This window comes from Chryseobacterium ureilyticum (assembly GCF_900156735.1).
Classification (GTDB): domain Bacteria; phylum Bacteroidota; class Bacteroidia; order Flavobacteriales; family Weeksellaceae; genus Chryseobacterium; species Chryseobacterium ureilyticum.
Genome location: NZ_FTOL01000001.1, coordinates 568,894 through 583,892 on the forward strand (window position 1 = coordinate 568,894; position 14,999 = coordinate 583,892).

Genomic DNA, 14,999 nt, shown 5'->3' on the forward strand with positions numbered 1-14,999 from the left:
CAGTTTGATTTGCTGGAATAATTGTTTTACATCTTAACAATTGATAAAATATTGGTTGTTTACGGTAATAAAATGCAAGGGTGTGTTTTTTGATACTAAAAATTTCATAATAAGAATTTTATATATTTTTTGTACTCGTCATAGTTACTTCAATCATAGATTTTAAACATTGAATTTGGATGTCCAGAGGTCAACATCATCTGTGGGGACAGCTAATTGGAGTATCTTCCTTGGTCTTGTCATTCCAACATAGATAATTCTCAATTCTTCCTGTTCTTTTTCGCTCAGGGCACTTTTATCTTTTTTTAGCATGGTAGCGTAATTAAAACCTGATTTTTTAGATAGTAGAATAAGAACCGCATCAAATGACCTTCCTTTAACCGAGTGAATTGTACCATGATAAAATTCAAATGGTTGAACATTCGTATCTGTTTCACCGAAATATTCTGAAATTAAATCTTGTCCAGTTCCAGTCTTGATGACGAATGGTTTTCTCAAATTACGATTTGCTTCCTTTATCCATGCTGAAATAGTTTTGTCTTTTGTTGTTGGTAGCTTATCCATCACTTGATGAATTCCTTTCCGATATGTCATAAACCCTTTTTCACTAATAATCGTTTGGACGTATTCATTATTAACAATAAGACTATTTGTGTCATTTTGCCTTTTGTATTCTATCAAACCTCTCTCCATGAGTTTGTAGCCTTTTATAAAAAGCCCTGAATCGTATAAGAGCTTACCTCTAATAATTGTTTTTACAAAGAGATTTCTTGGTTCCCAGCAATCCATACTATTTTCGTAATGAACAGGAGTCAATCCGAGAAAATTTACTTTGGCTTTGCCACGATATAGCACTGCAACATTTTTTTGCGAAATTTCAATGCCGTTCTCCGTGCATTGTTTTAAGAAAGTTTCTAAAACACTGTTAAAAGAAGCTATGCTTTCTTCAATGGTAACTACAGAAGGATCTTTTTGGGATGCTTTCTTCTCTTTTAAGTAACCATTAACTAAAGGCTTAAATCTAAAATCAAGAATTCCGGGTGTAATTGCGACTGTAGAATTAAACGAAGATAGATATTTAGTAAAGTCACATATTAATTGAGAACTTCTTCTGTTCTCGATCAATTCAATTTTGTTCCATGCAACATACTTTTCATCAAAAAGGTGGGGTTTAGCATTGTTCCATTCAAAAATAGCTTGATCTCTGTCACCAATCAACATAATGTTTTCAGCTCCTTTTGAATTAAAATTATCGATTATTGCCATTAAAATTTCATCAGTATCCTGAGCCTCGTCAATTATAAAATATTCAAATTTCTTTGCTATTGACTCTGCTATTTTCGGATACTTCATTAATATTTTTAAGGAAAGGTAATTAGCATCGGCTTGAGTTGCATAGCCCCTTTTGAAAAACTCCAATTTTGAGTTAATAATGTTTTGAATATTACCATTGATAGCACCTGAGATGTTATAATATTTCCACGGAAAATGAAAGGACTGGGCAGGTGCACGTTGAATTAATTTATCATTTATATCGAAAGTTGTTTTATCAAAATATTGAGCATAATCTTGAGGATATTTTTTGATACTCCATGTAGAATGTGGCTCACCAACCAGTTCCGGCCGATTGGGACATTCCATAATTAAATGTCCAAAAGGCAGGAATATGAATTGATTGATGAAGCTATCTAAGGTTCCTATAAAATGAGGATGGCTAATTCCGTTAAGTGAGAAATTATCGGATAGTTTTTCTCTGATTTCGTCAACAGCAACGTTCGTAAATGATAATGCAGCGATTCCTTTTTTGCTAAAGTGATTTTTAGCAAATAATAATGCAATTCTCGACGCTACAGAATATGTTTTACCACTACCCGGGCATGCTCGAACAACACAAAGTCCTTTATCAAATTGAGCAATTTGTTTTTGCTCCTCAGATAAGTTAGATAAAATCTCAGCTACCTTATCCATCTATCAACCAAGTTATTCCATCAATAATATATTGAGGAGCTACAAACCCATTCCAATCGGGTTCAAACTCAATATTGTATGCAATTTGCTGAGCCAATTCAGATTTATCCTTAAAATTATTTAAGAGAATAAGAATCTCTCTTGCACGTTCTTCTTTCGAATGAGTTGAATTCAAGAATGTCGTACCAGTATGCATAGAGGCATAGAGGCTCGATATGAGATTAATATTGTTTCCAGAAATCATTAATTCGTATTCAAAAGTAATCTCAGCAGTTACTGTTTTGAGATTGTTTTTTTCAAACCCGGTTGCTTTGATTGCTCTTGCTGACGGATTGTTTATTTTAGCTTCAATTTGAGCTCTAATAAAAGTCATTTTTGTCTCCAGCCCTGGCACCTCTATTTCAGAAAGGTTAGTACCAAGTATAATTCTATTAGTTGAATCTAATAAATCGAGAGTTTGAAGATGCTTAATAATTGCTTTAGAAGTAATTTTATCTATTCCCTCTTCGATAGATTGGAAATCAATTGCTGATATAATTCCTCTGTCGTCGTCTGTAATAATAAGACATCTTGTAGCAAGCCGCTTATCCTCATCATCTGGATTATATAGTTTGGCAAAAGGTTCGAACGCAACCCCGTCAATATTGACTAATTCAATGCCATTTTTTTCGATACTATATTTTCCAGGCGGTGCCATTCTCTTTGAAAGAATAGGAAGTAAGAGTGCTTCAGAAATTCCTTCGACTAATATGGTTCCATTTGAAAAGAATAATTGTGATTTAGTGACATCGAGAAACTTTCCCAGATAACTAGTGTTCTTAGGTTCTAAATTTATATTTTTTACACTAACCACTTTTACTTCATGATTTAGATTTTGAAGAACATGAAGATTTTGGATAGATGTTTTGGCAGTTATTGTAGGTGAATGACATGTCATAAAGATTTGGACTCCAAAATCCTTTAATTCATTGAGATAAGTAAAGAATGTATTTTGTCTTTGAGGATGAAGATGTGCTTCAGGTTCCTCAATAAGCATTGCATAATAATGCTCTTTCTTTTCTATCCTTCTATTTTCAATATCGCCAAAAACAGTTGCAGAAAAAATTATGTTGTTTTCTCCCAATCCATTTTGAGATATATCAAAATATCTTTGTTTAGTCAAGTCCGCAGCAACAATGGAATCTGAGTAAATCTGTTTACTAGTTACAACTCCTTTGACGATATTATTATACTTGAAGTTAGTCAGTCCAATTTTAACTTTTGGATTTTTGTTTGCTATATCAGATTTCTCCAAATGCTTGTTTACTAAATTTTCTCCTGATTTAATTAAACCAGACCACTCATCATCATTCACTACATTTTCAAGTTTTGTAGCTAAAGCAAATTTATGGTCATCGTCTAGGATTTGGTCAATTGTTGATGGATTACCTTCTATGATTTGGGTCTTTGAATATTTCGACATTTCTCTGAATAAAGAAGATACTTTATTGTCTTTTGAATAAGGACGAAGCTCATATTCAGCATTTCTCAATGGGGCCAAATAAGTATAATACAACAACTGTAGCTCATTTGAATCTAGAGTACTTGATTCACCTCCCCAATGTGACCATTTTAAACGTTTTCCATTTGCATTAGGCTCTAGCCAGTAGGTTAAATTTAATCTTAAGTCGACTTCTTCTGGAATATCGGGATTTTGCCATAACAAACTAGTAAAGTACTGACGGTCTTCTGCACATTCAATTTCAAAGATTAACTGAAATTCAATTGGCTCCAATATGTAATCTGGGTTAGATGTATCTAAATAGAAATCCTCATCATTTTTTATCCCAATTTCTCTGATTTGACTTCCTAATCCTAAACAAATTCTCAAAGCATCAATAATTGCGGTTTTTCCAGCGTTGTTAGGTCCAATAATGACATTTACTTCTTTGTTGAAAGATATATTTAGTTCCTTTATAGAACGAAATCTTTTGATTGATAGGTGCTTGATATACATTTAATAGGGTAGTGTTTAATGAAATGGATATTTCTCTTTCTTAGTAAATAATCTGATTTCAATAGTTTGTAGTTTGATAATACATTTAACTATTGTATTTTATTGATAAAATGTTGAAAAAGGGACATTAGTAATAAATTTTGTTCCTAAGGGAAATTTTGTTATATCCCTATATTCTATGAAACACTCAATCACCAAATCGTTTGGTATTCCCTGATTTATTGTAGATCTAATATTAACGCAATTTGTTTCTGCATCCAAAAAGCTTTCGCATTCTAAATTCCTAATAATTAACATGATTACTCTTCAATGGTTATTATCTAAAATTATAATTATTTTTTGAAATAGAATTATTCTTATGAATAAAAATTTTACGTTTAATATAAATTATAACAGTAATTTCTAAAATGCGTTTTTTTGGGCAAACTGAGGCTTACTGAGACCAATTGATTTCGATTAAAGATAATTGAGTGAATTTTTTAAAACTTTTTACAGCATCATCAAATTCCTCATTGTTACGATACTTATCAATCATATACAAAACATGTCCAGAGGTATAATAGAGTAGATAGCTATATTCTCCCCTCCAAGTTTTTCCAATTATTACATTATATAATATTTCAGTAAAATTACTAGTTACTTCATCTTTATCAAATATCTCGAATAGTTCAGTAAAAACTAAAGATGATGAATTACTATCAGCTAGCATAGCCGCTTCCGAAGGCGTTACTTTTTTTTCTTTAATCAAATCAAAATCACCCTCATATATATATCCTTCGTTAAATCGTTGCTCACTTGTTTTGTCATACCTATCTTTTCCCCTTTCAACATATACATCAAGTAAAATTTTAGAACCTTGAAGCTTTGTAATAATGTCATCCGATTTTTCAACCCTTACTTTAGTTTTTGAAATACTAAATTGTAATTCAATATCTCTAAATTTGTTAGATAATAATCCGTTTCTTATATCATCAATATCAACTGATCCGCTTCTATTCTCTTGTAGTAAACCTCTTATAGCGAAATTATACATTTTGTCGGAAAAAATATTAATGTAATTTGTCGGAAGCACGAACCATTGTAATGAAAGTTGATTCAGGTTGAACTTTTCTAGACACTTCATTATTTCAGATGGCTCATACAATTCAATAAATTCCCCTAGCAAATGTCTATAACCTTTCTCTGAAATATCTTGGATTTTTGTAATGATATTAATGCATTCATCCAATGTCAAATAATTATTCTTATTAAGTGCTTTAAATGCTTTTGGCAAACCATAAAATGTATAATCTTTCCTGTTGTAATATTTAGTCCATAACAATGAGATACTTGATATATCGATTTTTTTCTTTCGATGCAAAGCCAATCTAATGTATTCATGAATTTTAGTACTTAAATTAAAACTTCCTATTTCTTTATTTTTTAAGATGAATTCTGCCAAAGTTAAATGATTGTATTCATTCTCTTCTATATTACTAACCTCATAACCTGCAGCGATTAAATTCTTTTTTACATCATTCAAATACCAGTCAGCATAGTAAAAGGTATCAGGATATCTATCTAAAAATTTAGCCAACTTTATGGCACCTCGTGACTCAAAACCTTCTAAAAAGAGATCTACTGAATCACTTAATTCTTCAAGCCCTTGAAATCTCTTTTGATGAATAAAAAGATTTTCCATGATCCATTTCAGATAATCACTAAAATAGCGCCTATCTTTAAGAGCTTTAATGATTTTTGTTTTTGTGAAAGCTTTCTCATTTCTGATAAAAAAACATTCTTCTTTATCAACATCTCCCTCCAGTCTTATATGAAAATGGTCGGTTGAATAATTATCATTCGACACCTTATTGTAAAGCAAAATTGGATTACTGGTTCTTACATAAAACAACATTCCAAATAAATATCCTGAACTGGTGATGTCCTCCTCCGAATATCCGTTAAATAATAGTGATTGGGTATAGGTATAAAGAAAGCCATCCGGTGTTGAAATATGATCTCTGTAAATTAGGTTTATAATAAGTGAGAGATCATAATAATGTGAAATTTCAAAATCATCAGACTTATAGTCAGACATGCAATCTCTTAAATCAAAATAAAAAGTCCTTATTGCTTCAATATCGATACTGCCTTTTATTATTTCTTCAAAAATTGCTATGTTACTAAATTTTCTGGCTATTTCTTTTCTCTGTTGACTAGTAAGTTTAAATAAAGAAAATCGTGAGAGAAATCTTTTATCTAAGTTCATTATTGAATCATATACCAAGTCGGTTGCTTTGTCATTCAGTATTTTGTAATTGGTAGACGTGTTACGAAGATAAGTATTGAAACTATCGTGAAATAAAGCAATTCTATTCAGCTTGGTGTCGAATAGGTAAGGATGTTCATCTATGAACTCCTCAACATAATATTTAGATTCTCCTAAAAAGAGTTCTAATTCTGAATACATTAGATAAGAATTCGTACATAAGAAAATAGAAAGAGAATATTTTCCTTTTTCATTTTTGATTATGCCCTCATAAAAACTATCAATATCTTGAAGTTGCTCAGTTTCTGGAAGCTTTTTATTTAGTTTATAAAATTCTGTAACGTATTTTACGAGAATAGGATAGCCCTGGGTCACATAGAAAATTTGTTTCTGAATATTGTAATCAGTAATATGAAACAATTCCTCTAAAACAAACTCAGTTTGCTTTTTATTCCAGTTTTCTAAAATATGTTTTTTCCAATCTAATTTAGCAACCAGTGGTCTTGACAATACGATAACTTTGCAATACTCTTTTAATTCTTCTATAAATTGTATAAATCTAGGAAGCTCACTGCTATTATAATTTTCGATATGATCTAAACCATCGATGATAAAAGTTAATTTTCTCTTTTCAATCTCTTTAAACAAAATAGAAATCTCTCTCTTTTTTAGATCATGAAACAGCTTTACATTTAAATCTTGTAAAAAGTTTTGAAATTTTAATCTCTCTAAATAATTGGACTCCTGGTTTCCTATCCAAAATCGGTATAATATATTTAGAGGGTATACTTCAACAAGTGAATTTACAAAATGACTTTTCCCAACTCCAGGTTTACCTTCAATTAATAATAATTTCTCAAATTCAACAAGCGTATGATTAATTTTTACAGATTCTTGTTGGAGATCCGTAGTATAAGTTTTTAAGCTAGGCAAGTCAGACCTGTCAATCAGCCATACTCTGTTATCGAGTGTTTTACTTAAATAATTTTCAATCTCATATTTCCTATTTAAGTTTCCACTATATAAATCATCAATAAAGAGATCTACATCAGTCCGGCTCATTGAGATGATATACAAATTGTCATTTTTAAAGCAATCAAAATTTAAAATTTTGGCATTCGGAACAATATCAATTTCCTTAAAAAAAAGAATGTTTTTATTGTTAGAAAGTTTATGAGCTTTTCCTTTGATTATTAAATTTTTATCTTCAATAATAAGTTGATCTAATTTTACATTGTCAAAATCCTTAATCTGAAAACTATATTTTTCATTATTAATAGAAAGTAATAGATCATCGAAGTTATCATTAACTTTTGCTTCGATTTCAATTTTTGAAATAATCCTTTCTACATCCATTATGGACAATAGAAGCTGAGTTATATGTTTTTGATAAGTATAACCGCTATATGCATTTCTCATTAAACTATTTTATTAGATGTATAATTTGAATTATACATTTTACTGTAAAAAATAAATTTAGCAATTTCGTAGCTTAATTTTTGCAGCATCAATTATGATTTATAAAAATTTACCAATCACTTTTATGAAGAAATCAATATCCGTTCAAAAAGTGGACTCGTTGCAATTTTAAGTCTCACTATGGTATAAATCTTATACGGGCATTACTATAATGTTTAATTAATCGTAAGAAAATGAGACAAAAAAATCCTTCACTTGGAGCGCAGGTATTATAACCACCGGTTTGATTTCTTTCCTTATCATCATTCCGATCACCCTGCTGATCTCACAAAAATAAATCTATTTTATATAAACTTTTTATGGGAATCCGTAATTGAAATCAAATTGAGTTGACTCCTAAAATATATTTAGCAATTTATTAGAGTCTATAGTTACAATGTAAATTCAATACTATAATGGGTATAGAGTTTTTTATTTCATATTTTTTTAATTTGTAAATCAAATAAATACATTAATTATATGAAATCAGCCTATTTATATGTCCGTGTAAGTACAGACGAACAAAAAAGAAAAGGTTACTCTCTACCAGAGCAGGAGGATAGATTATTGAAATATTGTAAATATAACAATATCGAAGTCAAAGGAATCTATCGCGAAGACTACTCAGCCAAAAATTTCAATCGACCGGAGTGGAAAGAATTATTCTCAGAAATTAAAAAGAAATCATCAGGAGAAGATAAGAACATATTATTTATCAAGTGGGACCGATTTAGTCGGAATGTTGAATATGCTTACGAAATGATTGGAAAACTTCGAAAATATAAAACGATAGCGATGGCTATTGATCAACCAATTGATTTCTCTGTGCCGGAAAGCACGGTTATGTTGGCTGTATACTTAGCTGTTCCAGAGGCGGAAAATACCAGAAGGGCTCAAAATACAGCAAATGGTATTCGTCGAGCGAAGCTGATGGGTAGATATCCTAATAAAGCACCTATTGGATTTATTAATTTGACATTAATGGATGGTAAAAAAACTATTGCTCCTAAAGAGCCTGAAGCTGATATTATAAAGTGGTCTTTTCATCAAGCTGCTCAGAACGATCATAAGATTTCCGAAATAATGAAAATGGCTAATGAAAAAGGATTGATATGTTCACGGTCACACTTCTTTAGAATTTTACGGAATCCAATTTATTGTGGGCTTATATCAGTCAAACTTAAATCTAATGAAGAACAAATGATAAAAGGTTTGCATGAACCTTTAATATCTGAATCGTTATTTTATCAAGTTCAGTCTGTTATTAATACAAAAAGAAAAACTACTTCAAAAAAAGATGATTTAAAAGAGCTGTTTTTTCTTAGAGGTTTTTTGACTTGTCCTGTTTGCGATCGAAAACTCAGTGGAAGTATTGCACAAGGAAGCTCAAAAAAATACCCATATTATCATTGTCATGATCGCTGTAGAACAAGGATAAACGCAATTTTACTGAATGATTGCTATCAAAATAAGCTTCAGCAATTAATACTATCAAATAATACAATTGACTTATTTAAATGTATTTTACAAGACCAGAATATAAAGACACTGAAAGCAAGTTATTTGTACAATCAAAATTTAATTGAGAGAAAAATAAAAGAAGAGGGGCAAGTTCTTTCTAGAGGCAGAAAGTTGTTTTTAGCAGGAGTATTAAAAATTGATGACTACAATGAATTAAAAAAAGAGAATCAAGTTAACATTAGGCATCTTAAGAAGGAAGCGCGTGATATTTTTCTTAAATTAAAAGCTATTGATAAAAAGGATCAAATAGAAGATAAAGAAATAGTCGAAGTTTTTCGAAAATTTTCCGAGTTTGACACCTCAGATAAAAAAAGTCTTGTGAGTCTTATTCCACCAGTTGATATTGATTATAAAACAGGAGATCTTTCTTTGGACTTGAATCAAGCATTTTTAAAAATATTATCAAAAAAAAGTAACCGAAAAACTAATAAGAAAAATGAATTTTATTGATAAGAATGTTTCAGTTGAACAAGCGATTATTCTTTTAGCTAAGAAAGGAGTTCAAGTAAATGAGAAAGAAGCTAAAATTATATTAGAATTACTATATTTAGTATCAAAAAGTTACAATAAGCCAAAAGAGGAAAAAATACTAGAACCTTAATGGGATTTCAAACTACGCTTCAATACCGATGAAATCTCTGATAGAGCACTTTTAGACTGTCTGTTTCAGGTGGACTAGGGATTTCACATCAAAAAATTCAAACTATAAAATGTCAGGCTGTAAAAGCTTGATATAGAGATTTTTATGTGTAAAAAAAGAGAGACAACTATCAAATAGTTGTCTCCTTCAGTGACTCGCTGGTAGGCTATCCAAACTATTTTTATAATGATATCGAAAATATTTTAGATTTATGTGTTTGAAAACCAGTTGATTGTGTTTTTATCCTTTTAGTTTGATTCCTCCTAAGTTATGTTTACGGGAGAGAATTTTCGAACTTGCACTCGAAAATTTTAGGAGATTAAATTTTTAATATAACCCGTAGTGCATTATAAAAACTATTTCTGATAAAATTTCTCATCAAATGCCTCCTGCAAATTGTTTGGCTCTTTTCTTTTTTTGTTATTTAATTCGTGACGGGTCGTTGAAGAGGTTACATAGGCCGATCTTCTCGTACTTTGCAAATTACCTATGGGACGATTTTCTTCTAGAGTTCTAAACGGCGTAAACGAAAGATTGTCCATCACATTAAAATTACCATCTTCAGGAACTTCTTGTTTAAATATTTTGATTTTAGCTACCGTGCGAAATGGCGATAGTTCTTGAGACCATTCTTCTGTAAGATCATTAATTGGCATTTTTTTCAAATCGTTACATAATTGAATTTGTAGATTGAATGTAAGATCGTTTTTTGCGATCTCTTTAATAATAGCTTTTCTGTAAGGCCAATCTTCGCTGTCAATATCAATATCCTTATCAATAATTAAGTTTTTCGTTTCGTCAGTAGGTTCAATTCTTACTTTTGCCATATAATCTCCGTGACGAACTGCGCCCATACTGTAATACTCGTATAAAAAACTGTTAATTGATGGGATTTTTTCAAAAGTTTTTAGTGCGGCTAATTCTTTTAATGCTTCGAAATTTGGGAAAGCTTTTTTATTTTCTGTAACCCAGATTGAAGCAAATTCCAATTTTCCTAATGCACCTTTTTCAAAAAAATCGGTGATTTTAAGAAACAGTTTGGAGATGAAAACATAATGTTCCGCAGTATTGCAAAAAAATACCGGATTATTGATTAGGTTGAAATCCACATTTGGTGATGACTCTTCACCAGGAGCAACTTTTTCGCCTTCAATTCCAAAAATTTTAAGTGCAAAACCTTGCGCATTTCCACTTAGTTTATCAGGCAACACACGAGAGGATCCGTTTGAAAAACGAACCACCGCTTCGTGTTTTCCTGCATTTTTATAAATACCTTGAGCCAATTCTTCAGGCAAATTAGGCAGAATTTCCACCTCTGCCTTTAATGCTGCATAGCCATTGGCGTGCGCATCTCTTGTATAATTATGAGCGCGGCTTAGTTGCGGCGTGTTTCGAATATAATCTACAATATCCTTATTAATTTTATTGATATACTCTTCGAAATTTTCAGGAATTTCTTCCAATTTATAATCATATTTAACGTATTCCATGCAATTAGATTTTTTTGTTAGTGATTTAAAAAAAAAATAGTTAAATTTTTATAAGTATTAATTTAATTCGCTGATCCATTTGAGAGCTGAAAGACTTGGGATAAAGCAATATTCACCACCTTTCACGATATTATAAGTTTGTAAACCTCGGTATCTTTTTATTAGCGGGTCTGCAGGCATACTGAACAAACTATTTTGATCTTGCAAACCAACCATAGGATCTTTTTCACTACCCAGATTTTGTGAATTGCCATCATTAATCCATTGTTTTTGCAAAAATTCCAAAGTCCCCATTGCATTCGCGCTAATTCCCATAAAATATTGACCGCGTTCTTTACCGTCATTTTTTGTCACTTCCGGCGGAACAATATCCCCAAAAGTTACGCTGCGACGTATAATGCGGTGAAGCCTTTCATCTTCCAAGACAAAAGTTTTGGAATCTCGCGGATTCATCCTGCGGATGTGAGAACTGAAAGGACATTTTTTTCCAAACTCATCGTTCTTAAATGAAAAATTATTATTTTTTTCAGGATTTTCTCCAAGCACTTTATCATCTTTTTCTGGCGATAAAACTAGTGGAGCTCCGCTTCTCCATCTGCCTACCATTTTCGCAGCCAAAAGTTCGCCTTCTTCTGGAGAAGAACTATTATCCTTAATGAACTGGTTAAACTCTGCAACCTGGCTTTGATATTTTCTAAAAATCATAAAAGACCCATTCTTCCCTAAAATGTCCGGCTGAGGAAAAGGTTTTGTAATATCACCTTCTCCTGGATAACCTAATATAAATTCGCCAGCTGCAATCGGGCGGTCAAAACCTTGAGGTACATCAATCCCACTACCTTCAACTTCGGGATTACTGATTCCATCGCGAAAACCGAAAACATTTTTCACCTCTTCTGTAGCACCAAAATCTTCACTCACCAAAACTTCAACTCCATTGTTTTCCGAAATTTTAGTACGAAATTCTTCCAATTTGCTTTTCCAATCGGCTTCATTATTGGAGATCACTGCAGAAGCAATATGAATGTTAGGATTTTTAAATTCTTTCTGCCAATTTTTGGGATCATTCACGCCAATATCATAAAGATAAGACGATCTTTTAGCCATTCCTTCTTTAAAAGATTCCGGAAAAGAATCTAAACTTTCTTTTGGTACACCAATTTTTTCTAAACCTTTATAGGTAAAAGTTAGAAATACAGATGCTCCTTCGTTTTTGTTCCATTCCTCTGCAGAATCAATTAATGGAATCAAATCTTTCAACATCTTTTTCGCACTTTCTTTATCCGTGATTTCTAATAATGCCACTGTTCCAAAATAAGGAATTGGCCTACTTCTCAAAATTAAAGATTGAATTTCCTTCAACTCTATATTAACTTTGTCCGGATTGAAAATTCTTTTTATAAAATCAAATGCCATAATTTATTTATTAAAAATTATTTTTCAATTTTATTAGAATCGTCAATGGCTTTATTTAAGCCAGTAATAATCTTATCGTTACGTCTAATGTCGTTTACAGTAAGATGTGGTACTCCCACATACCAACCTGTCGCAGTAATCTGTTTGCTAAGAATAAAATCTTTAACTGTTGGATCTTTAATTCCAGGCCAACCTTCCACATTTCCAAAAATAATATCCATCAATTGGGGAATTTTGGTTGCAAAATCATCGATATAAGCATCCCAATCCCCATCATAAGCTGTACAGAACAAAATCTTAGTATCATTATCAAAAAGAACAATTCGTAAATCGTGTAAGGTTCCAACTTTTGTAGCACCTTTCAAATTACCATTTGCAATCTCCATAATTTTTCGGAGATTATCAGCGCCGCCGGGCTTCAAATCTGCCATTGCAGTCAGTTCAGAAACCCGACCTGATCGTAATCCTTTTCTACCTGCAGAAGTTGTGGAATGATCATATCCATCATCAATACCTTCTGAAAAATTTGCTTTAATAAGCTCTGCTGTTAATTTTACATTGTCGATGAAACTCATAACAAAAAGATTTATTTTAATAATTATTTACTTAAAATCAAAAACTAAACCATCATTTAATTTTTTAATTAAAATTATTTATTAAAACTATTCATTGAATAGAAATAAAAAATTCAATTAAATTAACATTGCTCAGTTCTTAGTTGGTCCTATTTTTATATTAAATATACTCGTAGTGCATTATTAAATTAATTCAATTTTAAATCTATTCATTTTTCTATTGAAAACAAAAACATTTACAAACTGAATGAAAGTTAATGCTGTTATTTTGCTCAATACCCTTGTTTTAAAACCGTTAAAAGATTTTGCGTAATTGTTTCTGATTTTAAATTGGTCGCAAAGTTGAGAGAATAAAGTCTCAATTCTTTTTCTGGATTTTCTCACATCTGTCCTAAATAAATTTTAGGATTGGATTTCTGTTGTACAGGCATAGCTTTTTTCATCATTTCGATATTGACCCCTATTTTTCAATCTGCAAAAATCTTTAGCTGTCCCTTTTTTCCTTTTATAGGCGGCCTGAGAAAGGGATCATCTATCCATTGCCAGATGTTTATTTTCACGAAGATATTCATTCTGATGAATGCGACCAGATTGGACAGGTTCGAGTCATATTTGGCCTTTTTTTGTAAGTATTTTAACAGTAATATGCCAATGAGTGAAGTCCAGATCTGGATCATCACTGCATTTTCAGAAGTCCCTATGAATGTCGATACTTTTAAGCGCTGCTTTAGATGCTTGAAGAAGACTTCGATATGCCAGCGTTGTTTATAGATGTTTGCCACCAAAGAAGCCTTCCACTTCGTATTATTGGTCAAAAAGTGGTACTCATTGCCAGTGGTGCTGTCCCAAAAGTGGACTAGGCGTAGCGGCTTGCCGTTGTATTTATTGCAGGCAGCACCGGATAGCTCAATGAGCTCATCCTTAAGGATCCCCTTTTCCATGAGTGCTTCACTCTGATAGGACTTGATAACCTTGTACTTCATATTAACTTTACTCCTGGTAACGAAGTAACACCCCCTGCTGTCCAAATCCCCAAGCCAGCTGTAATCCACGTAGCCATGGTCGACTACCACCACGCTTCCCTTGGAAAAACTGTAACTACCGGCTCGCTGGCTCTCATGTACTTTTCCATCGGTAATCTGCATAAAAACAGGTAGGCAGCCATCATAATCCAAGACAGTGTGCAGCTTTACGGCACCTTTGGTGCTGCGAAACTTTGCCCAGTCAAATACAGATAGACATAAGGGGATGATGCTTGCATCCATCAGATATACTTTACGCTTTAGCTGACCAAGATCTTTGCGAAAATGGGTGTCCTTTTGCCAAAGCCTATCCAAAACAGAATAGTAAAGATCTTTGAAAAGTTCATGGGTACGGTGTATGTTGATATAGGATATATTGGACTTACTTGGAGCTCTTATTACTCCTAAGTGGTTCAGATTACCAGTGGTACTGCGTAGGCCGTTACTAATATCACGAACCGAATCTGCCGAGGAAAAATGACAGAAAAGCATACTGACTAGATGCGTCCAGCTGTTGATCCCTTTCTGATGTTTGTCACTTTTGTGCTTTGAAACCAAATCTTTGAATAATTCGCGGTCGATAAGAGATAAAATCTGACTAAAAACATTTAAATTTATCATGGCGGTGTGTTATAATTTTGAAAATTTAAATATAGCAACTTTGC

The 14,999-nt window shown here is 32.0% G+C and carries 9 protein-coding genes and 1 pseudogene; 2 read left to right on the top strand and 8 right to left on the bottom strand.

Annotation, left to right across the window (positions count from 1 at the left end; translation table 11 throughout):
• Positions 1–162 precede the first annotated feature (162 nt).
• The 3 genes from BW983_RS02275 to BW983_RS02285 form a co-directional block, all read right to left on the bottom strand.
• Positions 163–1,968, bottom strand: a complete 1,806-nt coding sequence (locus BW983_RS02275) for an ATP-dependent helicase (protein WP_084184271.1) — start codon at positions 1,966–1,968, stop codon at positions 163–165.
• Positions 1,961–3,964 (bottom strand): ATP-dependent nuclease, encoded by a 2,004-nt coding sequence (locus BW983_RS02280; RefSeq protein ID WP_076549600.1) that lies wholly within the window; start codon positions 3,962–3,964, stop codon positions 1,961–1,963. The genes BW983_RS02275 and BW983_RS02280 overlap by 8 nt, the downstream gene beginning before the upstream one ends.
• A 433-nt stretch (positions 3,965–4,397) precedes the next feature.
• A complete protein-coding gene (locus tag BW983_RS02285) occupies positions 4,398–7,631 on the bottom strand; it encodes a hypothetical protein (protein ID WP_076549601.1) in 3,234 nt (1,077 codons plus the stop codon).
• A gap of 519 nt (positions 7,632–8,150) precedes the next feature.
• Between BW983_RS02285 and BW983_RS02290 the strand changes: the two genes are divergently transcribed.
• Both BW983_RS02290 and BW983_RS02295 read left to right on the top strand, forming a co-directional pair.
• Complete coding sequence (locus BW983_RS02290) at positions 8,151–9,641, top strand: recombinase family protein (protein ID WP_076549603.1); 1,491 nt, start codon at positions 8,151–8,153, stop codon at positions 9,639–9,641.
• Entirely contained in the window at positions 9,628–9,792 is a 165-nt protein-coding gene (locus BW983_RS02295; RefSeq protein WP_076549604.1) for a PTS sugar transporter subunit IIBC, read from the top strand. The genes BW983_RS02290 and BW983_RS02295 overlap by 14 nt, the downstream gene beginning before the upstream one ends.
• Positions 9,793–10,187: 395 nt before the next feature.
• Here the strand turns inward: BW983_RS02295 and BW983_RS02300 are convergent, their stop codons facing one another.
• From BW983_RS02300 to BW983_RS02320, 5 genes and pseudogenes are all read right to left on the bottom strand, one after another.
• Positions 10,188–11,321 carry a catalase family protein gene (locus tag BW983_RS02300; protein ID WP_076549606.1) on the bottom strand — a complete coding sequence of 378 codons (1,134 nt, stop codon included), beginning with the start codon at positions 11,319–11,321 and terminating at the stop codon, positions 10,188–10,190.
• 57 nt (positions 11,322–11,378) lie between these two features.
• Positions 11,379–12,737, bottom strand: coding sequence for a Dyp-type peroxidase (locus BW983_RS02305; protein WP_076549608.1), 1,359 nt, complete (start codon positions 12,735–12,737; stop codon positions 11,379–11,381).
• Between the two features lie 17 nt (positions 12,738–12,754).
• Positions 12,755–13,312, bottom strand: coding sequence for a hypothetical protein (locus BW983_RS02310; protein WP_076549609.1), 558 nt, complete (start codon positions 13,310–13,312; stop codon positions 12,755–12,757).
• A gap of 183 nt (positions 13,313–13,495) precedes the next feature.
• Positions 13,496–13,693, bottom strand: a pseudogene (locus BW983_RS02315) (transposase); the annotation flags it as partial.
• Between the two features lie 86 nt (positions 13,694–13,779).
• A complete protein-coding gene (locus tag BW983_RS02320) occupies positions 13,780–14,955 on the bottom strand; it encodes an IS4 family transposase (protein WP_076549611.1) in 1,176 nt (391 codons plus the stop codon).
• Positions 14,956–14,999 lie beyond the last annotated feature (44 nt).

Coding starts and splice junctions, on each gene's coding strand:
- BW983_RS02280 (WP_076549600.1), bottom strand. CDS start 3,964: ATGTATATCAAGCACCTATCAATCAAAAGATTTCGTTCTATAAAGGAA.
- BW983_RS02310 (WP_076549609.1), bottom strand. CDS start 13,312: ATGAGTTTCATCGACAATGTAAAATTAACAGCAGAGCTTATTAAAGCA.
- BW983_RS02285 (WP_076549601.1), bottom strand. CDS start 7,631: ATGAGAAATGCATATAGCGGTTATACTTATCAAAAACATATAACTCAG.
- BW983_RS02320 (WP_076549611.1), bottom strand. CDS start 14,955: ATGATAAATTTAAATGTTTTTAGTCAGATTTTATCTCTTATCGACCGC.
- BW983_RS02305 (WP_076549608.1), bottom strand. CDS start 12,737: ATGGCATTTGATTTTATAAAAAGAATTTTCAATCCGGACAAAGTTAAT.
- BW983_RS02295 (WP_076549604.1), top strand. CDS start 9,628: ATGAATTTTATTGATAAGAATGTTTCAGTTGAACAAGCGATTATTCTT.
- BW983_RS02275 (WP_084184271.1), bottom strand. CDS start 1,968: ATGGATAAGGTAGCTGAGATTTTATCTAACTTATCTGAGGAGCAAAAA.
- BW983_RS02290 (WP_076549603.1), top strand. CDS start 8,151: ATGAAATCAGCCTATTTATATGTCCGTGTAAGTACAGACGAACAAAAA.
- BW983_RS02300 (WP_076549606.1), bottom strand. CDS start 11,321: ATGGAATACGTTAAATATGATTATAAATTGGAAGAAATTCCTGAAAAT.